General features: G+C 63.2%; 19 protein-coding genes and 1 pseudogene. 11 read left to right on the top strand and 9 right to left on the bottom strand.

The window, feature by feature from the left end:
- Positions 1 to 34: 34 nt before the first annotated feature.
- From HT051_RS10495 to HT051_RS10480, 4 genes are all read left to right on the top strand, one after another.
- On the top strand, positions 35 to 2,539 hold the full coding sequence (locus HT051_RS10495) for an acyl-CoA dehydrogenase (protein WP_174541983.1): 2,505 nt from the start codon (positions 35 to 37) through the stop codon (positions 2,537 to 2,539).
- A 2-nt stretch (positions 2,540 to 2,541) separates the two neighbouring features.
- Entirely contained in the window at positions 2,542 to 4,548 is a 2,007-nt protein-coding gene (locus tag HT051_RS10490; RefSeq protein ID WP_246810058.1) for a 3-hydroxyacyl-CoA dehydrogenase NAD-binding domain-containing protein, read from the top strand.
- Positions 4,545 to 5,945 (top strand): acetyl-CoA C-acetyltransferase, encoded by a 1,401-nt coding sequence (locus HT051_RS10485; RefSeq protein WP_371740579.1) that lies wholly within the window; start codon positions 4,545 to 4,547, stop codon positions 5,943 to 5,945. The genes HT051_RS10490 and HT051_RS10485 overlap by 4 nt, the downstream gene beginning before the upstream one ends.
- Positions 5,946 to 6,096: 151 nt before the next feature.
- A complete protein-coding gene (locus HT051_RS10480) occupies positions 6,097 to 7,239 on the top strand; it encodes a DUF2147 domain-containing protein (RefSeq protein WP_174541981.1) in 1,143 nt (380 codons plus the stop codon).
- Between the two features lie 24 nt (positions 7,240 to 7,263).
- Here HT051_RS10480 and HT051_RS10475 read toward each other — a convergent pair whose 3' ends face one another.
- Entirely contained in the window at positions 7,264 to 8,907 is a 1,644-nt protein-coding gene (locus HT051_RS10475) for a long-chain fatty acid--CoA ligase (RefSeq protein ID WP_371740578.1), read from the bottom strand.
- Between the two features lie 541 nt (positions 8,908 to 9,448).
- Here HT051_RS10475 and HT051_RS10470 point away from each other — a divergent pair.
- The 3 genes from HT051_RS10470 to HT051_RS10460 all read left to right on the top strand — a co-directional run bounded on the left by HT051_RS10470 (position 9,449) and on the right by HT051_RS10460 (position 11,704).
- On the top strand, positions 9,449 to 9,718 hold the full coding sequence (locus HT051_RS10470) for an acyl carrier protein (protein WP_174541979.1): 270 nt from the start codon (positions 9,449 to 9,451) through the stop codon (positions 9,716 to 9,718).
- Positions 9,719 to 9,845: 127 nt separating this feature from the next.
- Entirely contained in the window at positions 9,846 to 11,024 is a 1,179-nt protein-coding gene (locus tag HT051_RS10465) for a beta-ketoacyl synthase (RefSeq protein WP_246810057.1), read from the top strand.
- Between the two features lie 23 nt (positions 11,025 to 11,047).
- Positions 11,048 to 11,704 (top strand): DsbA family protein, encoded by a 657-nt coding sequence (locus HT051_RS10460; protein WP_174541977.1) that lies wholly within the window; start codon positions 11,048 to 11,050, stop codon positions 11,702 to 11,704.
- Between the two features lie 23 nt (positions 11,705 to 11,727).
- Here HT051_RS10460 and HT051_RS10455 read toward each other — a convergent pair whose 3' ends face one another.
- From HT051_RS10455 to sfsA, 5 genes are all read right to left on the bottom strand, one after another.
- On the bottom strand, positions 11,728 to 14,367 hold the full coding sequence (locus HT051_RS10455; protein WP_174541976.1) for an autotransporter outer membrane beta-barrel domain-containing protein: 2,640 nt from the start codon (positions 14,365 to 14,367) through the stop codon (positions 11,728 to 11,730).
- Positions 14,368 to 14,814: 447 nt separating this feature from the next.
- Positions 14,815 to 15,666: a hypothetical protein gene (locus HT051_RS10450; protein WP_174541975.1), complete on the bottom strand. Its 852-nt coding sequence runs from the start codon at positions 15,664 to 15,666 to the stop codon at positions 14,815 to 14,817.
- Between the two features lie 764 nt (positions 15,667 to 16,430).
- On the bottom strand, positions 16,431 to 17,123 hold the full coding sequence (gene radC, locus HT051_RS10445) for a DNA repair protein RadC (protein WP_174541974.1): 693 nt from the start codon (positions 17,121 to 17,123) through the stop codon (positions 16,431 to 16,433).
- Between the two features lie 26 nt (positions 17,124 to 17,149).
- Positions 17,150 to 17,968 carry a type I methionyl aminopeptidase gene (gene map, locus HT051_RS10440; protein WP_174541973.1) on the bottom strand — a complete coding sequence of 273 codons (819 nt, stop codon included), beginning with the start codon at positions 17,966 to 17,968 and terminating at the stop codon, positions 17,150 to 17,152.
- 74 nt (positions 17,969 to 18,042) lie between these two features.
- Positions 18,043 to 18,816: a DNA/RNA nuclease SfsA gene (sfsA, locus tag HT051_RS10435; protein WP_174541972.1), complete on the bottom strand. Its 774-nt coding sequence runs from the start codon at positions 18,814 to 18,816 to the stop codon at positions 18,043 to 18,045.
- A gap of 75 nt (positions 18,817 to 18,891) precedes the next feature.
- On the opposite strand from sfsA, the gene HT051_RS10430 reads away from it, so the two are divergent.
- A complete protein-coding gene (locus HT051_RS10430) occupies positions 18,892 to 19,689 on the top strand; it encodes a molybdopterin-binding protein (protein WP_246810056.1) in 798 nt (265 codons plus the stop codon).
- Positions 19,690 to 19,696: 7 nt separating this feature from the next.
- Here the strand turns inward: HT051_RS10430 and HT051_RS10425 are convergent, their stop codons facing one another.
- The 3 genes from HT051_RS10425 to HT051_RS10415 all read right to left on the bottom strand — a co-directional run bounded on the left by HT051_RS10425 (position 19,697) and on the right by HT051_RS10415 (position 24,847).
- Positions 19,697 to 20,227: a BLUF domain-containing protein gene (locus HT051_RS10425; RefSeq protein WP_208454305.1), complete on the bottom strand. Its 531-nt coding sequence runs from the start codon at positions 20,225 to 20,227 to the stop codon at positions 19,697 to 19,699.
- A gap of 77 nt (positions 20,228 to 20,304) precedes the next feature.
- Positions 20,305 to 21,111 (bottom strand): histone, encoded by an 807-nt coding sequence (locus HT051_RS10420; protein WP_174541970.1) that lies wholly within the window; start codon positions 21,109 to 21,111, stop codon positions 20,305 to 20,307.
- 37 nt (positions 21,112 to 21,148) lie between these two features.
- Positions 21,149 to 24,847, bottom strand: a complete 3,699-nt coding sequence (locus HT051_RS10415; RefSeq protein WP_174541969.1) for a vitamin B12-dependent ribonucleotide reductase — start codon at positions 24,845 to 24,847, stop codon at positions 21,149 to 21,151.
- Between the two features lie 326 nt (positions 24,848 to 25,173).
- On the opposite strand from HT051_RS10415, the gene HT051_RS10410 reads away from it, so the two are divergent.
- The 3 genes and pseudogenes from HT051_RS10410 to HT051_RS15295 all read left to right on the top strand — a co-directional run.
- Positions 25,174 to 25,557 carry an NADH:ubiquinone oxidoreductase subunit NDUFA12 gene (locus HT051_RS10410; RefSeq protein WP_174541968.1) on the top strand — a complete coding sequence of 128 codons (384 nt, stop codon included), beginning with the start codon at positions 25,174 to 25,176 and terminating at the stop codon, positions 25,555 to 25,557.
- Between the two features lie 50 nt (positions 25,558 to 25,607).
- Positions 25,608 to 26,387: a trans-aconitate 2-methyltransferase gene (locus HT051_RS10405; RefSeq protein ID WP_174541967.1), complete on the top strand. Its 780-nt coding sequence runs from the start codon at positions 25,608 to 25,610 to the stop codon at positions 26,385 to 26,387.
- Positions 26,350 to 26,871 (top strand): annotated as a pseudogene (locus HT051_RS15295) (DUF2155 domain-containing protein); the annotation flags it as partial. The gene HT051_RS10405 and the pseudogene HT051_RS15295, both read left to right, overlap by 38 nt.

The following is a 26,871-nucleotide window of genomic DNA, read 5'->3' as shown; positions in this document are numbered from 1 at the left end:
GGCACAGGGCAAAAGCTCTTATTGAGAGGTCCCAATGCTGCCCGGCTTGATCTTGTTCTTTATCGGCCTTGCCGGCGTCTTCGCGCTTGCGATGACGCGCGCGCCGCTCGTGCTCTGGGCGGCTTGCCTGGCCGTCTACACCTTCGCATTGCAGCTCGGCCTCGGGGTAGGGACCCTGCATGCGCCGGTCTTCCCGCTCTGGGCCTGGATTGGCTGGCTGATCGCCGCCGGCCTGTTCGCGCTGTCCTTTACGGATATTCGCCGCCGCTTCGTCACCAAGCCCGCCTTCCGCGCCCTGAAAGGCGCCATGCCGAAAATCTCCGCCACCGAGCGCGAGGCGCTGGAGGCCGGCACGGTCGGCTGGGATGCGCAGCTTTTCTCCGGCACGCCCGATTGGGACAAGATCCGCGATGTGCCGGGCCTCGAGCTGACCGACGAGGAGCGCGCCTTCCTCGACGGACCGACGGAGGAGCTTTGCACCAAGCTGAACGACTGGCAGATCCGCCGCCAGCGCGATTTGCCGGAGGATGTCTGGCGCTTCATCGCCGAGGAAGGCTTCCTCGGCATGCTGATCTCCAAGCCCCATGGCGGTCTCGGCTTCTCCGCCCAGGCGCAATCCCTGGTGCTCGGCAAGATCGGCTCGCGCAGTGCCGACGGCACTGTCATCGTCATGGTGCCGAATTCCCTCGGCCCCGGCGAACTGATCGAGAATTTCGGCACCGAGCAGCAGAAGAGCCACTATCTCCCGCGGCTTGCCCGCGGCGAGGAGATTCCCTGCTTCGCGCTCACCGGACCGTTCTCCGGCTCCGACGCCGCCGCTATGCGCGATGTCGGCACCGTGACCATGGGCGAACATGAGGGCAAAGCCACCCTCGGCATCCGCCTGACGTGGAACAAGCGCTACATCACGCTCGCCCCCAAGGCGACGCTGCTCGGCCTCGCCTTTCGCCTCGAGGATCCGGAGAATCTGCTCGGCAAGGGCACCGATCTCGGCATCACGCTTGGCCTGATCCCGACCGGTCATCCGGGGGTTGAGATCGGCCGCCGCCATGCGCCGACCGGTGCGGCCTTCCCCAACGGCCCGACCTCCGGCAAGGACGTGTTCATTCCTCTGGAATGGATCATCGGCGGGGAAGCCGGTATCGGCCAGGGCTGGCCCATGCTGATGAGCTGCCTTGCCGCCGGGCGTTCCATCTCGCTTCCCGCCATGGGGGCCGCCGCCGCCAAATCCATGCTGCGCAACACCACGGCTTACGCCCGGGTGCGCCGCCAATTCGGCCTTCCCATCGGCTATATGGAAGGTATCGAGGAGCCGCTCGCCCGCATGGTGGAGAACGCCTATGTGCTGGAAGGCGCCCGCGCCGTCACCGCTTCCATGGTCTCCTCCGGCGAAAAACCGGCAGTGATCTCGGCGCTGCTGAAATACGTCTCCACCGAGCGCATGCGCCAATCGCTGAACGATGCCATGGACATCCATGGCGGGCGCGGCATCTGCGACGGCCCCTCCAACTATCTGCAAAGCGCCTATCAGATGATGCCCATCGGCATCACCGTGGAGGGCGCTAATATCCTGACCCGCAGCCTGATCGTCTTCGCGCAAGGCTCGATCCGCAGCCATCCCTACCTGCTGGAGGAGCTTGAGGCCTTGGCCGACAGCGACAAGGAGCGGGGCTTCGAGCGTTTTGCCAAAGCGTTCGACGGCCATCTCTCTTTCAGCCACGGCAATCTGTTCGGCGCCTTCTTCCACAACGCCACCTTCGGCATCTTCGCCGGCGCACCCGCCGAGACCGGGCTCACCCGCCGCTGGTGGCGCCAGCTGGCGCGCGCCTCGCGGAGCTTTGCACTGGTGGCCGATGTCTCCATTGCCTCCCTCGGTGGCGGGTTGAAGAAGCATCAGCGCCTCACCGGCCATCTCGCCGATGCCCTGGCCGAGCTTTACATGCTCACCTGCTTGCTGAAGCGCTTCGAGGATGACGGCGCCCAGCCGGCCGATATTAAGCTGATGGGCTACGCGGCGAAGAATACGCTCGCCCGCTTCGATGCCGCGCTCGATGCGGCGCTGGCCGATTATCCCGTTCCGGGTGTCGGGCCGGCGCTCCGGCAATTCGTCTTCCCCTTCGGCTTCAAGCGCCGCGGCGCGCCCGGCCGCGAGGCCAAGGCAATCGTCCGCCAGGCACTGACACCCGGAGCCTTCCGCGACCGTCTCACCCGGGACATCTTCGTCAGCTACGACCCGGAGAATGCAACCGGCATTTTGGAGGATGCGCTTTTGCAGGTGACCGCCTGCGAGGCGGCGGAGCGGAAGCTGGAAAGCGCCATCCGCAAGGGCGCGGTGACGCGCAATTTCGAAACCGATTGGATCGGCGAGGCCGTGACCAAGGGGATCGTGACGGAAGAGGAGGGGGAGAAGCTGCGCGTCATGTACGACCGCGTCGCCCGCGCCATTGCCGTCGACGATTTCGATCCCGCCGAGCTCACCGGCAACGCCAAGCTTCGTCCCGGCCCCGATAAATCCTCCCAGCATATGGCAGCCGAATGAGCATGAATGTGAAACACCCGCTCCGCAAATTGAAGGATTGGCGCTTCGAGGTCGACTACGAGGGTGTCGCCTGGGCGACGTTCGACCGCGAAGGCGAGAGCGTGAACTCCCTCGGCCGCCGGCCCCTCGAGGAGCTGGCGACCATCGTCGATAAAACCGAGGAGCTTGCCGCCAAGGGCGAGGTCAAAGGCCTCGTCATCATCAGCGCCAAGGACAATTTCATCGTCGGCGCCGATATCCGCGAGTTCGAAGCCTTCGACACCGAGGACAAGGTCAAGGAGGCGTTGTCCGGCCCGCTGGCGCTGCTCGACAAGATCGAGGCGATGAAAGTGCCGGTGGTCGCCGCCATTCACGGCTATTGCCTCGGCGGCGGTCTGGAGCTGGCGCTCGCCTGCCATTACCGCATCGCCGATCGCGACGAGGCGACGAGGCTCGGCTTTCCGGAAGTGAAGCTCGGCATTTTCCCCGGCCTCAACGGCACGGTGCGCGCCATCAAGGCCGCCGGTCCGCTGGATGCCATGACCGCCATGCTGACCGCCAAGATGCTGCGCCCCAGCGCCGCCCGCGCTATCGGCCTGGTCGATCAGCTTGTGCCGAGCCGCCATGGCCTGCGCTGGGCCGCTCGCAAGGCGGTGCTCAAGAATCGCCGCTCCAAGGGCGCAGGCCTAACCAAGCGGCTGATGGCCAAGTCGCCGGCGCGCGGGCTTTTGGTCAAGAAGATGCGCGAGAAGACGGCGGCCAAGGTGCGCGAGGATCATTATCCCGCCCCGTTCCGCCTCATCGACCTGTTCGAGGAGCACGGCGACAATCTCGCCGAGATGAAGACCGCTGAGACGGAAGCTTTTGCCCCGCTGATGGCGAGCGAGACCTCCCGCAACTTGCGCCGCGTGTTCAAGCTCTCCGAGCTTTTGAAGGCCGAAGCGCCGAAGCAGGAGACCGGTCTTGGCGCCTTCGTGCCCCGCCGGGTGCATGTCATCGGCGCCGGCACCATGGGCGCCGATATTGCCGCCTGGTGCGTCGTCTCCGGCATGGAGGCGAGCCTGCAGGATCTCGACGAGGCTCAGATCGAAAAGGGGATCGCCCGCGGCCATGGTCTGTTCAAGAAGCGCTTGCGCAGCCGCGCCGAGCAAAAGGCCGCGATGAGCCGCCTGATCGCCGATCCCAAAGGCGCCCATATCGGCCGCGCCGACGTGGTGATCGAGGCCATCGTGGAGAAGCTCGACGTCAAGCAGGCGCTGTTCCGCGATCTGGAGACCAAGCTGAAGCCCGGTGCGGTGCTGGCCACCAACACCTCCTCGCTGAAGCTCGAGGATATCGCCGCGGGGCTGTCCGATCCCGGCCGGCTGATCGGCCTGCATTTCTTCAACCCCGTCGCCCAGCTTCCCCTGGTGGAGGTGGTGCGCGGCGATCAGAGCCGCGAGGAGGAGGTCAAGAAAGCCTGCCTCTTCGTCGTCGCCATCAACAAGATGCCGCTGATCGTGAAGAGCTGCCCCGGCTTCCTCGTCAATCGCGTGCTCGCCCCGTACATGATGGAGGCGGCCAAGCAGTTCGAGCACGGCCAGCCGCGCGAGAAGATCGATCAGGCCGCGGTGAAGTTCGGCATGCCCATGGGGCCGCTGGAGCTGATGGACATGGTCGGCCTCGATATCTGCAAGCATGTCGGCGAGACGCTGGGGCTGGCCGGCGAGGATGGCGAGCATGTGCTGGCCCGGCTGGTGAAGGACGGCAAGCTCGGCAAGAAATCGGGCGAGGGCTTCTATGTCTGGAAGGACGGCAAGGCCGAGCACGACAAGGAAGCCGAATATCCGCCGCAGGATCTCGACAAGCTCGGGCGCGAGCTGATCAAGCCGATGCTGGAGGAGGCGGAGCGCGCCCGCGACGAGAAGATCGTCGAGAGTGCCGATCTGGTCGATGCCGGCGTCATCTTCGGAACCGGCTTTGCGCCCTTCCTCGGCGGGCCACTGCATTACCGCGCGACTGAGGACAACAAGCAGAGCGTGGCGGCATGAGTAAGGGGAAAGGCGCGATGCAAACCGAAATGCGGCGTGTGGCGATCGTTGGCGGGATCAGAATCCCGTTCTGCCGGTCCCATACCGCCTATGCCGAGCTCACCAATCTGAACATGCTGGAGGCCGCCCTCAAAGGCTTGGTCGACCAATACGCGCTGCATGGTGCCCATATCGGCGAGGTGGCCGGCGGCGCCGTGGTCACTCACGCCAAGGATTGGAACCTGGCCCGCGAGGCGGTGATCGGCTCAGAGCTCAGCCCCACCACCCCGGCCACCACCATGATGCAGGCCTGCGGCACCAGCCTTCAGGCCGCCCTTGGAATCGCCGCCAAGATCGCCACAGGGCAGATCGAATCCGGTATCGCCATGGGCGCCGACACGGTGAGCGATGCGCCGGTGGTGTTTAACCGCAAATTCGCCCGCCGCCTGATCACCCAATCCCGCTCCAAGGGCGTCGGCGACAAGCTGGCCGCCTTCAAGGGCTTCAGCCCCGGCGAACTCGCCCCACAGCCGCCATCCACCGCCGAGCCGCGCACCGGCCTGACCATGGGCGAGCATTGCGAGCTGATGGCCAAGGAATGGGGAATCACCCGCGAAGCCCAGGACGAGCTCGCCTATGAGAGCCATAAAAAGGCGGCCGCCGCCTATGAGGAAGGCTTTATGGACGATCTGGTCGTCCCCTGCGCCGGAATCTTCATGGACAACAATATCCGCCCCGATATCTCGCTGGAGAAGATGGCGGAGATGAAGCCGGCCTTCGACCGCGAGGGCGGCACCATCACCGCGGCCAACGCCACCCCGCTGACCGATGGCGCTTCCACCGTGCTGCTCGCCTCGGAGGACTGGGCCAAGGCCCGCAACCTGCCGATTCTGGCCTATTTGACCACCGGGCGCACCGCGGCTGTGGATTTTACCGCCGGCGAAGGGCTTTTAATGGCCCCAACCATCGCCGTTAGCGAACTTCTTTCGGCCTGCAACCTTGAACTGCAAGACTTCGATTACTATGAAATACATGAAGCGTTTGCAGCGCAGGTCCTCGCGACCCTGGCTGCGTGGGAAAGTGACGGCTATTGCCGGGAGCGTTTGGGGCGGAACGCGGCTTTGGGGAAAATCGATCGTAAAAAGCTGAACGTTAAGGGTTCGAGCATCGCTTTCGGGCATCCTTTTGCTGCCACGGGCGGCCGCATCTTGCCGGTTATGGGCAAGCTGCTGAGCGAAAGCGCCGGCCGCCGGGGCCTGATTTCTGTGTGCACCGCAGGCGGAATGGGGGTTGCAGCCATCCTCGAAGGGGTGGAGACTGACCCAAAGAGCCAAAACGCGGAGCCGGCAATGACCGGAGCGACACAGGCGAATTCGGCAGAAAGCACGGCCGCAGGGGCCGGCACGGAGGCTGTATGATGGCGCTCCACTGCCAAAAGGCTAAGAACCGGCCCAAGCCGGTCATAAAAAGAGCCTATAGCCCGGGTAACGGGACTTGCAGGGAACAGGGGGTTCGGAGTTATGCTGACGCTTGCAAAGCGTTGGCGGTGCCCAATTCGAGGAGGTGCTTATGAAGCATCAATGGTTCGCTGCGACCTTGGGCCTATCGGTCCTGGCGTTATTTGGCCTATCCGCCCAAGCCTCGGCCGCGACTCCTGTCGGCTATTGGCTGAAGGAGGATGGTGCCGCCAAGCTGCAGATTAGCTCCTGCGGCAACAATCAGCTCTGCAGCAAGATCGTTTGGCTGCGGGATCCGACCAACAGCAGGGGCGAGCCCTTGCACGATGCGCGCAACGAAAATCCTGCGCTGCGCGGTCGGACGATTATCGGCCTGCCGATCTTCCAGGGCCTTGTCCCCGACAGCCGCAACAGCTGGAAGGGCCAGATCTACAACCCGGAAGACGGCGGAACATACAAGGCGACCCTGACGCTCGTCTCCTCCAACCAGATCTTGCTCAAGGGCTGCCTGGCGATGTTCCTGTGCGGCCAGAAGACCTGGACCCGGACCACGTTCAATCCCGAGCCCGAGACGCCGGCCGAGCCGGAGCAGCTTGAGGTCAAGAACGAGGAGCCGGCGACGCCGGCGGTCGAGCCTGCGGTCAATCGCGCGCCGGCAGCCGAGCCCAAGGCAATCGAGGCCAAGACGATTGAGGCCAGCGCGGGCGGTGTGCCGACCTTCACCACGAAGACCCACAGCGCCAATGCCGATGTGCTGCGGCCTTCGCTGCCGCCGTCCCACAAGGACGCCACGGCGGGCTACGGGTTCGTGCTGACGACGGCGAGCCCGGATTCGCCGCCCCAGGTGATGGAGGGCGATCCCTCCAACATGTATCTGGTCAGCACCAAGCCGATGGTGCAGCCGGTAGCCTATCAGCAGGTTGTCGCCCCGGCTCCGCGCCAGGCCGCACCCAAACCGGCCCCCAGGCCGGTGATGGCGTCCGCTGCTGGCTCTCCGATGGATCCGGTGAGCACCCAGTCGATCCCGCGCACGGCGACTGCCGACTCCGTGCCGATGCCCGATCAGCGTCCTGCCCAGATGGATGCCTACGCTCAGGCTTATGCCGAGGCTCAGGCGCTTCTGCAGCAGGATCATCTGTCCTGGCGCGACCGGCGCCGGCTGAAGCGGATCCGGCGTGAGGCGCCTTGGCTGCTGCAGCCGCAGCCGCAACAGGCGGCGACGTCGCAGACCATCACCTCGGTGGCGCAGCAGTAGCCGGGAAAGTCTGAAAAAGACGGTTTAAGACGAGCGGCGGTCCTTCGGGCCGCCGCTTTTCTTTTGAGCGCCGGCATGTTTGCCGGCGCTCTCTGCCACCAGCTCCTTCTTGGAGAGCTTGCCCACCATGGTCTTGGGCAGCTCGTCGCGGAACTCGATCTCGGTCGGGATCTCGATCTTCGCCAGCTTGGTCTTGAGGAAGCCGACCAGCGCTTCCTCGCTGACCTCCTGGTCCGCTTTCAGCTTGACGAAGGCCTTCGGCGCTTCCCCGCGATACGTATCGGGAATGCCGATCACCGTGACCTCTTGGACCGCCGGGTGGGTATAAAGCGCATCCTCGATCCGCCGCGGATAGATGTTGAACCCGGAGGAGGTGATCATGTCCTTGATCCGGTCGATGATGAAGACGAAGCCTTCTTCGTCCATATAGCCCACATCGCCAGTGCGGAAGAATCGCCCGGTGAAGGTAGCCTCGGTTTCCGCCTGGTTCCGCCAATACCCCGCCATCACTTGCGGCCCGGCAATGCAGATCTCGCCGCTCTCGCCTTGCGGCATCTCCTTCGCCGGATCCTCCAGCGAGCGGATGGAAAGCTCGGTGCCGGGGAGGGGAAGGCCGATCGAGCCCTCCTTCGGCGGCCGGTCCATCGGATTGCAGGTGGCCACCGGCGAAGTCTCGCTCAAGCCGTAGCCCTCGATCAGATGGCATCCGGCGATCCTCTCGAAATCGTGCTTGATCTCCAAAGGCAGTGCCGCCCCGCCGGAAATGCAGAGCCGCAGCGAGGTGAGGTCGAATTTGCCGATGCCGTGAAAGCGGATCATGGCGCCGAACAGCGTCGGCACCCCCGGCATCAGATTGGGCTTCAGCTTGTCGATCAGCTTCAAGGTGCCGACCAGATCGAAGCGCGGCACCAGGATGATTTCCATTCCCTCCGAGACGCCGAAATTCATCACCCCGGTCATGGCGAAGACGTGGAAGAAGGGCAGAATTCCAAGGATGCGCTTCTGGTCGTCGCCCTCCAGCTGTGCCCAAGCCTTCACCTGCGCCACATTGATGGTGAGATTGGCGTGGCTGAGCATCGCCCCCTTCGGCGTGCCGGTGGTGCCGCCGGTATATTGCATCACCGCGATATCGTCCGGCGTGAGGGCGGGGACCTGGTAGCGCCCGTCATTATCCAGCAGCTCCGCCTCCAGAACGATGCGATCACGCATCTTTGATGTCTTCGGCTTGGCCAGCCGAATGTGCGGTGAAATGCGCGCAAACGCCGATTTCAGTGCCGGCAGCAATTTTGTGAACGAGGCGATCACCGCGCGTTTCAAGACGCCGCTGGCCAGCGCCGTCTCCACCCGGGAAAAGGTGAGGGCGAGATCCAGCGTCACCATCAGATCGATGCCGCTATCGGCGATCTGATTGGCAATTTCCTCGTCGCTGTAGAGCGGATTGAAATTGACCACCGTGGCGCCAGCCTTCAGCGCGCCGAAATAATAGATCGGATAGGTCGGCGTATTGGGCAAAAGCAGTCCGACACGCGTGCCCTTGCCGATTCCGAGGCTTTGCAGACCCTTTGCCGCTTTATCGGCCAAGTCGCCGATTTCGCCGTAGCTGAGGCGCCGCCCTAGAAAATATGTGCAGGACCGTGACCGATATGTCGCTACCGAGCGATCAAACATATCGGTCAGAAGTTCAGGCTTCAGCGGCATTTCCCAGTCGATAGCGTCCGGGTAATGTTTCAGCCAGGGTTTGCGATTCGCCTCTATAGGTGCGTCAGGACGCCCCTTGCATCCAGGGGCGCTCTGCTTTAGAGGCGAGCGTCGACCCTCCGTCTTTATGTTCCTCTCCATGAGCTCTTGGCTCTTTCTTAAAGACTTTTTGGTCTAACTCGTAGGCTGTTACGTCTAACGCGTTGAGCGGGTGCAAGGCAGACTCTTGTTGGGCCCGCTTTGGAGAATTAGTATACAAAGGACGGGACAACCGGAACGAGCCAATCTGCTGAACGGTAGCAAATATGCTGAAACCGTGGCGCAGCGAGGCGTAAAAACGCCAATTTTGTTGGGGATGAGAACCCTCGGCTAGGGAGCGATTGCAACACGAGCCGGTAGACTGGAAAAGATTTTAAGTCTATTCCATTCCGCGACTTGCCCTTGCATTAGCTATGAATTAGCTCAGGGACCCATTCGATCGGACCCCGTAGACGGGGCAGGGAGAGTAATTATGGACGATGTGGCTGACAAAATCATCGAGATTTTGCGCAAGAACATGAAGGATCCGACGAAGGACGTCACGCTGGAGACTCCGCTCAGCGAGCTGGAGATCGAGTCGCTCGACCTGGCCGTGATCGTGTTCGATATTGAAGATACCTTTGGTATCGAAATTCCGTATAATGCCAACGAAGAAGTCGAGGCGTTTGCGACGGTCGGATCTGTTGTCGATCGCGTGAAGAACATCATTTCCGAGACGAAGTCTTCGGGCGCAGCAGCTTAGACCAGGCTCTTCCGCTCGGGGGTGTCCTCGGGTTGTTGCACGGTCTGGAGACACGGCTTAGCACTCTATGACAAAAACCAATGGTCGCAGACGCGTTGTGGTCACAGGCCACGGCGTTGTTACTCCTGTGGGAACAGGGGTTGATAAATTCTGGTCCGCTCTCAAAGCAGGAGAATGCGGGATCCGGGAGGTACAGGGATTCGAGACCGAGGATCTCTACATCACCATCGCCGGTGAAGTTCCCGATTTCGATCCGCGCACGCGCCTGAAGAGCAAAGCTCTTATGATGGCGGACAAATACTCCCAATATGCGGGCTGTGCCGCCACCGAAGCGGTGGAGATGTCCGGGATCGAGACCCCGATCCGCGACGACGAGGCCTATCGCTCCGCCTGCGTGATTGGATCTGGTGTCGGCGGTCTGACGACGCTGGAATTCTCCTACAAGATGCTGTTCCAGGAGAAGAAGCGGGCCACGCATCCGCTGACCCTGCTGAAGGCCATCGGCTCTTCCGCCTCGGCCCATGTCTCCATCGAATATGGCATCAAGGGCCCGACCTACGGTCTGGTCAGCGCTTGCTCCACCGCGAGCCACTCCATCGGCAATGTCTACCGCATGATCCGCGAAGGTCTGGTCGATATCGGCGTTGCCGGTGCAGCGGAAGCGTCGCTGAACTGGGGCGCCACCCGTGCCTGGCAGGCGATGCGCGTGCTGAGCCCCGACGGGATTTTCCCGTTCTCGAAGGAGCGCAACGGCACCGTTCTGGCTGAAGGCGCCGGCATCCTGATGCTTGAGGAATACGAGCACGCCAAAGAGCGCGGTGCGACGATTCTTGCGGAGCTGACCGGCTATGGCTGCACGGCCGATGCCGCCGATATGGTCAATCCGTCGATCGACGGTGCCTCCGCCGCCATGCAGATGGCGCTGGACGATGCCGGCCTGTCGGCCAGCGATATCGACTATATCAACGCCCACGGCACGGCGACGTCCGCCAACGATTTGAACGAGACCCGTGCCATCAAGCGCGTGTTCGGCAACGCGGCCAACAAGGTTTCGATCTCTTCGACGAAATCCATGCATGGCCATTGCCTCGGCGCCGGCGGCGGTATCGAAGCCGTTGCCGCCATCAAGGCAATGGAAGACAATTTCGTGCCGCCGACCATCGGTCTCAACGATCCCGATCCGGAATGCGATCTGGACTACACGGCGAATGTCGGCAAAGAGCGCGACGTCACCTACACGATGTCCAACTCCTTTGCCTTCGGCGGTCTCAACGCCGTTCTGGTGTTCGGTCCGGCGCCGGCGTAAAGCCAGCGAACGCGGGGTCTCCCGTGAGAAAATCGATCCTGATTGCAATCGCGCTCATCGTTACGGTGGGCGCGATTGCCGTTTTCGGGTCCCTCGCCATGACGGCGCGGGATCAATCGGCGCTGCAAACCGCCATCGCCGCCAATAGCCAGGCGCTCTATCGCGACAGCGCCACGCCGGTGCTCGGCGATCCGGACGGCGACGTCACGCTGGTGATCTTCTCCGACTATAACTGCCCCGATTGCCGCAAGGCCGATCCCGCCGTGGAGAAGCTGCTGGCCGATGGCGGCAAGCTCCGGGTGGTGATGAAGGAGCTCCCCATCATGGGGCAGGATTCGGAGATGGTGGCCCGGCTGGCGCTGGCTGCCGACGCGCAAGGCCAATACGCATCCCTGCATCGCAAGCTGTTCCAGACCAAGGGGAGGGCGACGCCCACCCGCGCCCAGCGCTATGCCAAGGAACTCGGCCTCGATCTGCCGGCTCTGGTGGAGACGGCGAACAGTCAGGCGGTGCTGGATGCGCTTGATAAGAACCGCCGCCTTGCCGAGGCCCTCGGCGTTCCCGGCGTGCCGTTTTTCCTTGTCGGCGACAAACGCGTCACCGAAGGCGACGACCTCTACGACAAGCTGAAAGCCGCGGTGGCCGATATCCGTGAGAACGGGGGCACCGCGGCTTTCTGATCTTCTAGGCGTGTGGCGACGCGCTACCAGTAGATATGCGCGCCGACCTTGCCGGTGACGAGATAGCTGTCCCCGAAATTCTCCAGCCCCGTGGCGGTGTTGACCTCGCCGAACAGCGAGTACTTGTCGTCGCTGAAGTTGCGGGTGAGCCCGAGGCCGATTTCACCGGCCCATCCGCCGAGGTCGTGGGTCAGCGGTGCGCCGGAGATATTGACCAGGGTCTCGCTCTCGAAGTCGTAGTAGAGATTGGCGATCCCGTAGGCATGGATGCTCTCGCCGCCGCTTGCGCCGGTCCAGTAGCTCGCCTTGTCGCTGGCGATACCGGTGCGCAAGGTCAGGCTATCGCCATCCTTCACCGAGATACGCTCGCCATTCGGTCCGGTGAAGCTGTCGCCGCTCACCGAAGCATAGGTGAGCTGAACCTGCGGGATGTAGGTCCAATCACCCGATTGCGGCAGCTCCTTGCCGATCTCGCCGCTGAAGGCAAAGGCGAAGTCGCCATTGTCTTTCGCCAGCGAGCCCAGGACATCGGAGGAGAGATCGCTCTCGAACCAGCTGAAGCGCGACTGGGTATCGACATAGACGCCGTTCGATTGCAGCCAGGTTGCCGTTAGGCCGAACCCGTAACCGTCCGTGTCGATCTTGCCGTTGCCGGTGGTTTTTGCCTCGATATCCGCCGAGGAGTTGATGTAGTGCGAGGTCAGCATACCGATCAGCCGGTTGCCGGCCGCGTCCTCATGCAGCATGGCGTCGAGCCCGGCGTGGAAGCCGCCGATATTCTGGTCGAAGGACGAGACGTCGACGGTGGAGGTGGTGGGCTCGCGATGGGCATGGGTCCCCTCGGCCCGCACCCAAAGCGGGCTGTCGCTGTTGACGCCGGGCTCCAGGGCCGGAACCGCCCATCCCCTGCTGCCGTCCCAGCGGCTGCCGATACGCTGCCGCATGGTGGGCAGTTGCATTGTCGCCAGCAGCGCCGGGGCGTAGACCTCGTAGACGGCGGTCGCGGGCTGATAATGCGGCGTCCTACCACCGCCGCCACCACCACCGCCGCCGGTCGACCGCGACTGCAGATACCAATCCTTGCCGTCCTTACGCAGAGCATAGCCATAGGCGCCGGCGATCAGAGCCTTCTCGCCGGTCGACTTGATCACGTAATCCGGATTGGCCAGGGTGAAGTCGCCGGAGGATTGGCCGCGCACATCGACCACCCGGATGCCTTTCGACGTCTGGGCACCGGTTCCGCCCTGATTGACGACGAAGAGGCCGGTCTTGCCCGATGTGTTCCCGGAGACCTGCAGCCGGTCGGTCGGCGAGCCGTCGCCGCCAAGCACCGTGTCGATGGCGACCTTGCCGCCCTTGCCGGTGTAGTTATGGCGGATGGCGATGCTGCCGCCAGGGGTGCCGTCCTGCATCGACAGAAGACCGGCATTGGTGACGTCGCCAGCGATGCTGGTGGTGCCCTTGCCGCGAGACAGGAAGGTGCTGTTGGCATCGGCGATCGCCAGATTGCCGGTCAGGCTGAAGTTGCCGCCGTGCGCATTGGTCGTCGCACTGCCGCCATTTTGGACAGTGAAGTCACCGACCCCGTTGGCGGAGCCGGAATAGCCATTCAAGGTCAATGCGTTATCGGTAAACGCGATATTGGCGCCGTTGACGATGAGCTTCTCCCAATTGGTGATGTTGCCACCCACGACGCCGTCATTGTCCGCGCCGGTGAAGGTGATGGTGTCGGTTCCCACGCCGCCGTCGAACAGCGCGGCGGAGTAGTTCATCCCCGACGTGCCGACCGAGATCGTCGCGGTGTCGTTGCCGCCCTGGCCGTAGAAACCGCTATGCAGCGAGCCCCCGGTCCAGACGAAGGCATCCGCACCCTGGTTGACGGTATCGGAGGGCGAGCCGTTGATCTCGTCGTAGTCGCCGTAGATGTTGCCGGTATAGGAGCCGCCGGCGAGGGTGAAGGTGGAATCGCCACCGCCCATCATCGCATGGCCCTTTACCGTGCCATGGGAGGTGACCTCGATCTTGGTCGCCGCCCGGTCGTCGCCGTTCCAGATGGCGTAGCCGTTCGCCGTGCCTGAGCCATCGACGGTCATACCCGAGCCGATGGTGACGGTGGCATCCGTTGCAACGGAGGTGCCGAGAGAAGACCGGTCTGCGAAGCCGATCGCGGCCTGGGCATCGCCCTTGGCGACGATGCGGCCTGCCGACAGGCCGAGGGTGGCCTTGCCGCCGCCTTGCCCGTAGGCGCTGACGGCGATGCTGTCGGTACCCGACACCGTGACCGTTCCGCCCGTCATGCCGACCTGGGCCTTGCCCGTAGAGAAGTTGTAGGCATAGAGCCCGTAGGCATTGGCACCCGTCGTCGTCACAGAAGAGCCCGAAGTTTCCATCTGAATAATCGCGTCGCCGGTGTTGGGACCTGCCGAATAGATGCCGGAACCTTGCACCGCATGGACGCCGTAAGCGCCGTCGCCCGATGTCGTGACGGACCCTTTATTGACCGCGATTGCACGCGCGCTTCCTCCGCCGAATGTGCGGTCGGAGAAAATGCCGTGTGCGCTTTCGCCCGAAGTCTCGATCGTGTCGCGATTGTCGCCATAGGTTTCACCCGTGCCATCCGTGGTCGCGAAGAGGCCATAGGCTGAATAATTGCCCGCTCCCAATCCGCCGCTCGTGGTGATTTTCCCTCCACGCAGGCCCGCGTACGCTGTCGAATCAGAAGATCCGCCGGTGGACGCTTCGACACCCGCACTCCCTGCGCCTGTTGTGACGATCGTCCCCTCCCACATGGTTGCAGCCGCACTGCCGCTGTTCGTAGTGGCATATACGCCAACGGCATTGTCGCCAGTTGTTTCGATCGCCGCTCCATTCCCACTTCCGGCGTCTGCGCTTGCGGCCCCCCTGCTGGCGAAAGAATAGACTCCGTGGGCGTATTCCCCCGACGTCGTCACGCTTCCGTCATAGAGATCCACGGTTACGTCTGCTGTGCTAAGTGGATTGTCGTTCGATGCAGCGGCTCCGTAGCCGTAGTCGCTGTTGGTGGTGATTGAGGTCCCGGTGATAAAGACGTCGGTCTCGCCCAGGCCAGCATTTTTCGCCATCACGCCGCCTTAGTAGGTGCTCCCGCTGCCGATGGAATTGATTACGCCGCCCGCGGCGTACGCTGACACACCGCCGGTGTTCGACGTGTTGGTGGTCTCCGCGAGCACGCCCCAATACCCCGCGGTCGTTAATGTCGAGGTGAATGCGGTCCATTGCGCACTGGTTTGTCCCAGTCCCGCATTGAGGGCGTAGAGACCGTAGGAGTCTTGGCCGGATGTTGTGATATCTCCGCCGCTGAATGAAACACTCGCCGAACTGAGGTTGGCGGCGGCGGTCGTATCGGTGTATTCCGCATAGACGCCGTGAGCGTTGTCGCCCGTCGTGGTGATGTCTCCCGCTGTGAAGCCTAGCCCACTCCCCACCTGCACCTGAGCGTACCCAGGACCGTTGCTTATCGCGCTTATGCCCGAGGTATTATCTGTCGACGTCGTAATCGACGAAAAGCCAAAACCATACACGTTAATCCCTTCGGTCGATCCGCTGCTCGTTTCGACCGACACGCCGGGATCGCCGACAACCATCGAAGAATTCTTCAGGTTGAGCTGGAGCCCATCCACACCGGTATAGGTGATGCCGGACGCATAGCTGGCGCTAGTACAGTCGTTTTCCGTGGCTGGGGCTCCGCACTCATCGGCGGCCAGGGCCTTGTTGGGCGCCGCCGCCGCCAGCAAGGCGGCCAAGGCCAGACCCGCGATGCCTGCACCGGCCGTCCGATTGCCGGCAGCATTTCGGTTCAGTCCCGCTCTGCGCGCATTGCCGCCGCGCAGGACTGTCGGTTGCAGATGCTCGGAGGCCGTCGCCGATCCGATTTTCGAAGAAGTCCGCTCGAGTATCGAGCCATATGCATGAGTAGGGCTCATTGCCTCACCTCCTTTAGATCAATCCTTTTCCCAGGACCGGAACTGAAAGCGAGACCAAGAAATACTTGAACGAATACAAGCTTCTGGGGGTTGTCCGAGTAAGTGAGGACTCCAAGTATTAATTATTTCCTAACGAGTAAGAGGGCGATGGGTGAGGAATTTCGGATCAACAACTTACGCGCGTGTGTTGGCAAATTTTACGAGCATGGGCCGTGATCGAATGCCGCGCATAGGGCCGCGTCGGGCGGGTTTTTCGTTGTCGGGAGCAAATGATTCGCTCGAAAAAGCAACGATTTTTGGAGGTCCGGCGGAGGTTCGTGGGTGCAGCTTTGCGCGGCCTATCGGGAGGGTCGTGAGGGCGCAGCTCGAACGCGACCGGCAGAAGCGAGCGGCGAATGCAGGCGAGGTCGGAACTGGATCTGCGGTGCCGATAAGTAATAGTTGATCGATTAATCAAAGTTTGGACCGTCTTGCGAGGCAAGGTATCGTCAAAACGCAGCACATTATGGCCTATTCCGGCTTTCCTCGGGCGAATGCCTGAGTAGTACTCGAATCCAAGTGCGTTTTTTCGAGTAGATGGGCGGAAGCGTCGCCTGCCTATGACACCGCGGTGGAGCAACAGCGGCCTCGCATAAAAGCGGCCCGCGCGTGACGGCGGCGGGGCGGCAAGGGCGCTCAAGGGCGCTCTCGGTGCGGGCAGAAGACCGGGCCGGACGCGGCGATCGCTGCAAACCGCGGGCGGAAGAGGGCTTAGAGAAGAGGGCCTAGATCAGCCCCAGCCCCTTGAAGCTGGCATGGCCCTGCTTGCCGACGATGATGTGGTCGTGCACCACGATGCCGAGATTGCGCGCCGCTTCGACGATCTGCTTGGTCATCTCGATATCGGCGCGCGAGGGCGTCGGATCGCCGGAAGGGTGGTTATGCACCAGCACCATGGCGGTCGCCGAAAGCTCCAGCGCCCGTTTCACCACTTCGCGCACATAGACCGGCGTGTGGTCGACCGTGCCGGTCTGCTGCACCTCGTCGGCGATGATCTGATTGCGCTTGTCGAGAAACAGGATGCGGAACTGCTCTTTCGGCTCGAAAGCCATCGCCCCGCGGCAATAATCCAGAAGCTGGCTCCAGGAGTTCAGCACCGGCCGCTCCAGCGCCTCCGCCCGCACCAGGCGGAGCGCCGCGGCCCCGATCAGCTTCAGCTCCGTGACGGCGGATTCGCCAATCCCCGGCACCTCTAGCAGGCGCTCCTTCGGCGCGCTGATCACCTCCGGAAAGCTGCCGAAACGGGAGAGTAGCGCCTTGGCCAGCGGCTTAGTGTCCTGGCGCTGCACGGCGCGGAACAGGATCAGCTCAAGAAGCTCGTAATCGGGGAGGGCATCCGCCCCGGCCTCGCGGAAACGTTGCCGCAGCCGTTGACGGTGGCCGAGATAATGTGGCTTGCCAGCGTCCTTGAACCCCATGACCTACCAAGCCTGTGCCGGCTGCGTTAGTTGGTTTCGACCGGTGGGCGGAACAGGCCGCGCGGCGACTCGGTGAAAATTTGCACCCCGGTCTCGGTGACGCCGACCGAATGCTCGTATTGCGCCGAGAGCGAGCGGTCGCGGGTCACCGCGGTCCAGCCATCGGACAGGATCTTCACATGCGGCTTGCCGAGATTGATCATCGGCTCGATGGTGAACAGCATTCCGGGCTGCAGCTTCAGGCCTTCGCCCGGCTCGCCGTAATGCAGGATATTGGGCCGGTCGTGGAACACCCGGCCAAGCCCATGGCCGCAGAAATCCCGCACCACGCTGCAGCGCTCCGCTTCCGCGTAGGATTGGATCGCATGGCCGATCTCGCCCGTGGTAGCGCCTGGCTTCACCACCGCGATGCCGCGCATCAAGGAATTATAGGTGACCTCGAGCAGCCGTTCCGCGGCGCGCGAGATCTTGCCGGCCCCATACATGCGGCTGGAATCGCCATGCCACCCATCGACGATATAGGTCACGTCGATATTCAGGATGTCGCCTTCCTTCAGCACCCGCTTACCCGGAATGCCGTGACAGACCACATGGTTCAGCGAGATGCAGCTTGCCTTGGTGTAGCCGCGATAATTCATCGTCGCCAAAAGCGCACCGCGATCGATGGCGAACTGATAGATGAAATCGTCGAGCTCGCCGGTGGTCACGCCCGGCTTGACCATGTCCACCAATAGGTCGAGCACCTCGGCGGTAAGCTGACCTGCCTTCATCATGCCCTCGAAAGCCTCAGGGCCGTGAAGTTCGATATTGGCGGCGCGCGCCGATGCGAAATCGAGATTTGTCATGCTGTTCCAATGCGTTTGTTTTCGGCCCCAACCGGGCCTTTGGGGGCAGTAAACGCTGTCGGCCCCTTGCTGACTTAAGGCGTAATCTCTCCCTGTGCAACGGCACTGAGACGATTCGAGCGCGCCGGAGGCTCGCTCACGGGCACCGCGCGCGGGCGCCCGATGCCTTTGAGGCTCATCGGGCAGGCGATGGCAAAGACCTCGACGCCTTGCGCGCGCGCCGTCTCGAATGCCGCCGCATAGGTCGGATCGATGTCCCGCGCGATGTCGAAGCTTTGCGCATCGTCGCGCTGGATCAGGAACAGCATCACCCCGCGCCCGCCGGCGTCCACCACATTGGCGAGCTCGCGAAGATGCTTGGCACCGCGCGATGTCACCGAATCCGGAAACTCGGCAAGCCCCGATTTGCGCATCAGATGCACGTTCTTCACCTCCACATAGCAGGGCGGCTTGTCCTCGCTGCGCAGCAGAATGTCGATGCGCGATCCGGTGCCATAGGACACCTCGCGCTTCATCTCGTCATAGCCGGCAAGGGCAGGGATGAGCCCGGCGGCGATCGCCGCTTCCGCAGCGCGGTTGGGATGGGCGGTATTGATGCCGACAAGCGCCGGCCCGTCGCCCAAATCCACCTCCACCAGCTCCCAGGAATAGCGCAGCTTGCGCGCCGGATTGTTGGACTTGGACAGCCAGACCTTGGCGCCTTCCGCATTGAGCCCCAGCATGGCGCCGGGATTGCAGCAATGCGCCGTCACGATCTCGCCCGTGTTTAGTTCAATATCGGCGAGGAAGCGCTTATAGCGGCGCAGCAGGGTGCCTTCGATCAAGGGTGAGGAAAAACTGACAAGCATGGCTGGAGAGGGTAAGCACGTGGGCCTGTGGCAGCAAGGCGGGCGTGTGGTTTTCGTCGGCTGCTTGCCGGAAAAATGCGTAGCGAGACCGTGATGACAAATGACGAGCCCAAACAGCCGGGCAGCGTAACCGCCGCGCTCCTGATCATCGGAGACGAGATTCTTTCCGGCCGCACCCAAGACCGCAATATCGGCCATATCGCCAATGTGCTGAGCGAGGCCGGCATCTCGCTGCGCGAGGTGCGCATCGTGCCCGATGTCGAGTGCGAGATTATCGATGCGGTGAACAGCTTGCGCCGGCGCTATCGCTATCTCTTCACCACCGGCGGCATCGGCCCCACCCATGACGACATCACCACCGACGCCATCGGCCGCGCCTTCGGCGTGGCGGTGAACGAGGACGAAAGAGCGGTCGAAGCGATGCGCAAGCATGCCCCCGACGCCAAGCTCTCCGGCCGCCGCATGCGCATGGCCCGCATTCCCGAAGGCGCAACGCTGGTCGACAATATCGTCTCCGGTGCGCCAGGCTACATGCTGGAGAACGTCATCGTCATGGCCGGCATTCCCAGGATCATGCAGGCGATGATGCAGGCCGTGCTGCCGCGGTTGGAGAAGGGCCGCAAGATCGCCGCGCGCCAGGTCCGCGTCGATGCGCCGGAGGGCGATGTCGCCCCCGGGCTCGCCGCCTTGCAGACCGCTTTCCCAAGCGTCCAGATCGGCAGCTATCCGTTTTACGAAGAAGGTTCCGTCGGCACCTATGTGGTGCTGCGCAGCGTCGAGCCGAGCGACCTGACGCGTGCGCTGGAGGATCTTTGGAGTCTCATCGCCGAGCAAGGCTTTGCCGCCAGCGATGCCGACGACGGGAAGAAATAGACGAAGCTTAAGCGGCGTTGGTTTTTACGTCCGGTGCTTTTTCCTCCGACACCATGTCGGCCATCATCGCCAGTAATCCGCGCAGCTTGGATGCCCCGCCGGCCACCGGCAGCCCTTGCGCCACTTCCGCGACGGCCTGTTCCGCCGTATGGGTGGGATCGATATAGGCCATCGACCATTGCGGAAATTCGCGCTTTTGAATTTCCTCGGCTAGCAGCAAGGTCAGATCCTTGTGCCGGGGATTGGCGGCGATGCGCGCATAGGTCTGCTCCACGGCGACACGGTCGCCTTCCAGCACTTGCGTGAAACGATCCTTGGTGGCGAGGAGCGCACCGGTAATCTGCGCCTTCTCGTTGTTCGTGCGCGCCGACAGCAGAATAGCGCCGAGCTCGCGCCGATGGTCCTCTGGCGAACCGTTGATCGTCGACGTGCTGATATAGGCCAGTCGGAAAAGTGCCATCGATACTCCCTCGGCAGCTTGCGAGTCTTGCTTTGCCCCAAAGCCTAGAGGCGGCGGGTTAACGCTCTGCCAAAACAAACACGGCGCCCCGAAGAGCGCCGTGTTGGAAAAGGCAGAAGAGGAAAACGGCGCCGAAGCGCCGCCTCTTGCGGAGCTTACGCCTTGGTGGTCTTGCGGGCTGCCGGCTTCTTGGCAGCGCCGGTCTTGCGCGGCGTGGTCTTCTTGGCCGCAGCCGTGCGGGTCGCGGGCTTCTTCGCCACCGGCTTCTTGGCCGCAGGCTTCTTCGCCGTGGTGGTCTTGGCCGTCACCGGCTTGCGTGCCGCGGCAGCCTTGCGGACGGCAGGTTTGCGGACTGCAGGCTTGGCGGCGGGCTTTTTCGCGGCCGCCGGCTTACGGGCAGTCGTGGTCTTGCGGGCCGTGGTGGCGGTCTTGCGGGCAACCGGCTTCTTGGCGGCTGCCGTCTTGCGCGCGGTGGTGGCCGGCTTCTTCGCCGCCGCCGGCTTACGGGCGGTGGCAGTCTTGCGCGCCGTCGTAGCGGTCTTGCGCGCGACGGGCTTCTTCGCTGCCGGCTTCTTCGCTGCGGGTTTCTTGGCCACAGGCTTCTTCGCCGTGGTGGTCTTAGCCGTCACCGGCTTGCGCGCCGCAGCCGTCTTGCGGGCTGCGGTCGGCTTCTTAGCTGTGGTCGCCTTACGAGCCGTAGCCGTCTTGCGTGCCGCGGTCGCGGTGCGGGCGGTGGTCGTCGCCTTCCGCGCCGTGGTCGTCGTCTTGCGGGCTACCGGCTTCTTCGCGGCGGCCGTCTTACGAGCGGTGGTGGCCGGCTTTTTGGCGGCGGCCGTCTTGCGGGCAGTGGTGGTTGCCTTGGCGACCGTACGCTTCACAGCCGGCTTCTTGGCTGCGGGCTTTGCCGCCGCCGTCGGCTTCTTGGCCGCCGGCTTCTTCTTCGGAGTCTTCAGTATGGCCATCACTTAGTCCCTCCTATGGGGGTCGGTGTCAGTTGGTCTATGAACAACCGCTCGTCGCACCGCAAGTGTCGCATTTGAGACATGTGCCATTTCGGACGAGCGTGAAGTTCCCGCATTCTGAGCACGCTTCCCCTTCATACCCCTTAACGCGCGCTTCGGCGATAAGGCTGGTTGCTCCGCGATCGGCGAGAGCTTCCACAGCTCGGGCAACTTGCTCCGAGGTTGTCTGGGAGGGAACAGAGTCAGAGGCGGGTGAGACTGCCACGGTTTCGACTCGTGGATCAGGCTCGTCATTGCTGTCGTTCCTGAACGCATTGGGCTGCTGCCCCTTCGCTTGCGCTGCACGGCGGAACTCGCTGAGCAGTCCGCGCGTGAAGCCAGGAGACACGAGAGCTTCCGTTGCATCGGCATCGCCGTTCTCGTCACTCGAACCGAGCGTCGTGCTGCCGATCTCCGAAGGATCGACATGCGCGAGCTCGTACCGTCCAAGATAGGAGACGGCAAGCTCTCTGAACAGGTAGTCAAGAATGGAAGTTGCATTCTTGATTGCTTCGTTTCCGCGAACGAGGCCGGCCGGTTCGAAGCGCGTGAATGTAAATGCATCGACGAACTCTTCCAACGGAACGCCATATTGCAGTCCAACCGAAACCGCGATCGCGAAGTTGTTCATGAGTGAGCGGAAGGCGGCGCCTTCCTTGTGCATATCGATAAAGATCTCACCCAAGCGACCGTCTGTGTACTCGCCAGTTCTTAAATAGACCTTATGGCCGCCGACCACGGCTTTTTGCGTGTAGCCCTTGCGCCGATGCGGCAGGCGCTCGCGCTCGGCGTTCACCCGGGCACGCTCCACGATGCGTTCGATGACGCGCTCGGCGACGACCGTCGCCCGCTGTGACGTCGGCTGATCGGACGCCAGCTGTGCGGCGACCTCGTCCTGCTCGTCCTCGTCGTCGGCGAGGAGCTGCGCATTCAGCGGCTGCGACAGCTTCGAGCCGTCGCGGTAAAGCGCGTTGGCTTTCAGCGCCAGACGCCAGGACAGCAGATAGGCCTCCTTGCAATCCTCCACCGTCGCGTCGGTCGGCATGTTGATGGTCTTGGAGATGGCGCCGGAGATGAACGGCTGCGCAGCCGCCATCATGCGGATGTGGCTCTCCGTGGAGAGGGAGCGCTTGCCCTTGCGGCCGCAAGGCGAGGCGCAATCGAAAACGGGAAGATGCTCCGCATCGAGATGCGGCGCGCCTTCCAGGGTCATCGCCCCGCAAGCATATTCGTTGGCCGCATCGATCTCTTTGCGCGAGAAGCCGATCTCGGCCAGGAGATCGAAGTCCGGCGCATCGAGGCGCGCCGCGTCGAGGCCGAGCACCTCGGTGCAGAAATCCTCGCCCAGGCTCCACTTGTTGAACACGAACTTGATGTCGAAGGCCGTCTCCACCGCCTTCTCGATGCCGGCCAGCTTCTCTTCGGTGAAGCCCTTGGCCGCCAAGCTCTCGTGGTTGATATGCGGCGCGTTCTTCAGCGTGCCGTAGCCGACCACGTAATCGATGATCTCCTGGCGCGTCGCCTCGTCATAGCCGAGCACGCGCAAGGCTTCCGGCACCATCCGGTTGATGATCTTGAAATAGCCGCCGCCGGCCAGCTTCTTGAACTTCACCAGGGCGAAGTCCGGCTCGATGCCGGTGGTGTCGCAATCCATCACCAGGCCGATCGTGCCGGTCGGCGCGATCACCGAGGCCTGCGCATTGCGGTAGCCGTGCATCTCGCCCAGCAGCACCGCGCGGTCCCAAGCCTGCACGGCGCGCGCCGGCAGCTCCGGATGCGGGCAGGAGGCATGGTCCAGCGGCACCGGCGTGGTGGCCAGTCCGTCATAGCCTTCCGTCTCGCCATGCGCGGCGCGGGCGTGATTGCGCATCACCCGCAGCATGGATTCGCGGTTGGCCGAGAAGCCGGGGAAGGGGTTCAGCTCGCGTGCCATCTCCGCGCTGGTGGCGTAGGAGACGCCGGTCATGATCGCGCTCAGCGCGCCGCAAAGCGCACGGCCCTCGTCGGAGTCGTAAGGCACGCCGCTCGCCATCAGGAGCCCGCCGATATTGGCGTAGCCGAGACCGAGCGTGCGGTACTCGTAGGAGAGCTGCGCAATCGCCCGCGAGGGGAACTGCGCCATGGTCACCGCGATCTCCAGAACGATGGTCCACATCCGCACCGCATACTCGTAAGCATCGGCGTCGAAGCCGCCATCCTCTCGCCGGAAGCTCATCAGATTGAGCGAGGCGAGATTGCAGGCCGTGTCGTCCAGGAACATGTATTCCGAGCACGGGTTGGAGGCCCGGATCTGACCGGCCGCCGGGCAGGTGTGCCAGTCGTTGATGGTGGAATGGAACTGGATGCCCGGATCGGCGCAGGACCAGGCGGCGTTGCCGACTTGCTCCCACAGCTCCCGCGCATTGACCGATTTGGCGACCGTGCCGTCCTTGCGCCGGATCAGATCCCAATCGGCATCCGCCTCGACCGCGTTGAGGAAATCGTCGGTGACGCGCACCGAGTTGTTGGAGTTCTGACCCGAGACCGTGCGGTAGGCTTCGGAGTCCCAGTCGGTGTCGTAGGTCTGGAACTCGATAGAGGTGTAGCCCTGGCGGGCGAACTGGATCACCCGGTTGATGTAGTTGTCCGGGACCTTCAGCTTGCGCGCCGCCTTCACCTCGCGCTTCAGCGCCGGGTTCCGCTTCGGGTCGAAGCAATGATCGTCATCGGCCTCGCAATTCACGCAGGCCCGGATGACGGCGTTGAGCCGTTCGCTCAGCACCTTGGAGCCGACGACCAGCGCCGCCACCTTCTGCTCCTCGACCACCTTCCAGTTGATGAAGTCCTCGACGTCGGGGTGATCGATATCGACCACCACCATCTTCGCCGCGCGGCGCGTGGTGCCGCCCGACTTGATCGCGCCGGCCGCCCGGTCGCCGATCTTCAGGAAGCTCATCAGGCCGGAGGATTTGCCGCCGCCGGAAAGCGGCTCGTTCTCGCCGCGCAGCGCGGAGAAGTTGGAGCCGGTGCCGGAGCCGTATTTGAACAGCCGTGCCTCGCGCACCCACAGATCCATGATGCCGCTGTCGTTCACCAGGTCGTCCTCGACCGACTGGATGAAGCAGGCATGCGGCTGGGGATGCTCGTAGGCGGAGTCGGACTGGGTCAGCGTGCCGGTGCGGAAATCGACATAGTAATGGCCCTGTGCCGGACCATCGATGCCATAGGCCCAGTGCAGGCCGGTGTTGAACCATTGCGGGCTGTTGGGGGCAGCCATCTGCTTGGCCAGCATGTAGCGGTGCTCGTCGAAGAAGGCGCGGGCATCCTCTTCGGAGGAGAAATAGCCGCCCTTCCAGCCCCAATAGGTCCAGGTGCCGGCGAGACGGTCGAACACCTGTCGCGCATCGGTCTCCGAACCGTAGCGCTCGTCTTCGGGGAGCTCGGCAAGCGCCGCTTCGTCGGGCACGGAGCGCCATAGCCAGGACGGGACGTCGTTTTCCTCGATCCTTTTCAGACGTGCTGCGACGCCGGCTTTGCGGAAGTATTTCTGCGCCAGGATATCGGCCGCAACCTGGCTCCACTGCGCCGGCACGCTGAAGCGCTCCAGCGAGAAGACCAGCGAGCCATCGGGATTGCGAATCTCGCTCGCACTATCGCGAAATTCGATGGTCTCGTAAGGCGATTGGCCCTGTTGCGTAAAATGTCGTTCGATCCGCATCTGCTCCCCCAGCGTCGTCAGGTGTTGTCAATTCGAGCCGGCCACGGTGTTTCGATTCGTCGTGCACTGCAACACAAACGCTATATCTAGTGGCCAGAAGTTAATTATCCACTATACCTGTGGATTAGCAAAGCGGTTTCGCCCGGTACAAAGCCCGCTGCCCCTGCCTCAACTATATGGTGATTCTGATGCCCTAAGTGGAGGGGGGAGGGCATAGATTTCCCCGCTATTTCAGTTGCGAATTGCCGCTCCCCCTGGACAGCGGAAAGCCTTTGGCCGCATAGTCCGGCGAGCTTACCCATTCGAATTTGAGCGGATCTGAGCCCGTGGCGCTTTTCACAGAGCTTTTCGCCTGGTGGACCGGGAACACCATCGGCACCCGTCTTTGGACCTGGCGCTACGGCAAGAAGGTGGGCACCGACGAAGACGGCAACACCTATTACCAGGACAAGACCGGCGAGCGCCGCTGGGTCGTCTACAAAAAGGGGTGGGAGGCGACACAAGTCCCCGCCGCCTGGCATGGCTGGATGCACCATGTGGTCGACGTGCCGCCGACGGAAGAAGATTATCACGCCAAACCCTGGCAGAAGCCGTCCCGGCCCAACATGACCGGAACGCCGGAAGCCTATCACCCGCCGGGCAGCACCTTGCGGCCGCTCGATGAGCCGCGTCCCGCCACCCGGGCCTACGAGCCCTGGCAGCCGAGCTGATCTGGCATTTCGCGCCGCGATCCCGCGACGCATTCCACGAAGGAAGCCAAATGTCTCGTTCCTCGGCCCGTCCGAGCGAGCCGGCCCAGCGCTGGTCGGCCGATGATTATGCCAAGAATGCACGCTTCGTCGCCGAGCTCGGCACGCCGCTTCTGGGCCTGCTTGCCCCGCGCGAAGGCGAGCGCATTCTGGATCTGGGCTGCGGCGACGGCGCCCTGACCGAGAAGATTGCTGCCACCGGCGCCGATGTGCTCGGCACCGATATGAGCGAGAACCTGCTGGCGGCCGCCAAGGCGCGCGGCCTGGACGTGGTCTGGGCCGACGGTCACGATCTGCCGTTCGAGAACGAGTTCGATGCCGTGTTCTCCAACGCCGCGCTGCATTGGATGAACCAGCCGGACAAGGTGATCGAAGGTGTCTTCCGGGCGCTGAAGCCGAAGGGGCGCTTCGTTGCCGAGCTTGGCGGCCACGGCAATGTCGCCGCTATCGCGACGGCCTTGCGTGCGGTCGCCAAAGCCCATGATGCCGATCCGGACCTCGCCGCGCCCTGGTATTTTCCGAGCGCCAACGAATATGCCCAGCGCCTGGAGCAGGGCGGCTTTCTGGTGCAGGAGATGAAGCTGTTCTCGCGCCCGACGCCGCTGCCGGGCGATATCGAAGGCTGGCTTGCCACCTTCAGCGCACCGTTCTTCGAGCAGCTGCCTGAGCAGACCCGCGCCGATGCGGTGGCCGAGACCGCGGCCCTGCTGAAGCCGGCGCTATGCGACAGCGACGGGCTTTGGGTGGCCGATTATGCCCGCCTGCGTTTCGCCGCCGAGCGGGCCTCGTAAGACGGCAAAGACGGAAATTTCCCGATGCCGGCGCGCAATCTTGCAAATCGGCGGGCGCCTGCGTCATATGAGGGTCAAATTCCTGCCCCACCCAAAGGCCAGAGGAATATGGACGGCTCCAGCGCCATCCGGTAAGTGCCTAGCGATGATCAATCCAACGCGAATCGTAAGCTTGCGCGCCAGCCTTATTGTCTTGCTGGCTCTGACCCCTGCGGCGGGGCTGCTTTGGGCGGGGCAGGCCTCGGCCGAGGTCATTCACAACAAGCTCGCCGTCTTTGCCGCGCTGGATAAGGTGACGGGCCGCATCTCCCATCTGGAGATCCCCATCAACAAGACGGTGAAGTTCGGCGCCCTGACCGTGACGCCGCGCATCTGCGATACGCGCCCGCCGACCGAGCCGCCGCGCACCGCCGCTTTCGTGGAAGTGGACGAGACCAAGCTCTCAGGCGAGACCAGCCGTATCTTCACCGGTTGGATGTTCGCC

The organism is Methyloligella sp. GL2 (genome assembly GCF_013341275.1).
Taxonomy (GTDB): Bacteria; Pseudomonadota; Alphaproteobacteria; order Rhizobiales; family Methyloligellaceae; genus Methyloligella.
This window is presented reverse-complemented; position numbering and strand designations above follow the sequence as displayed.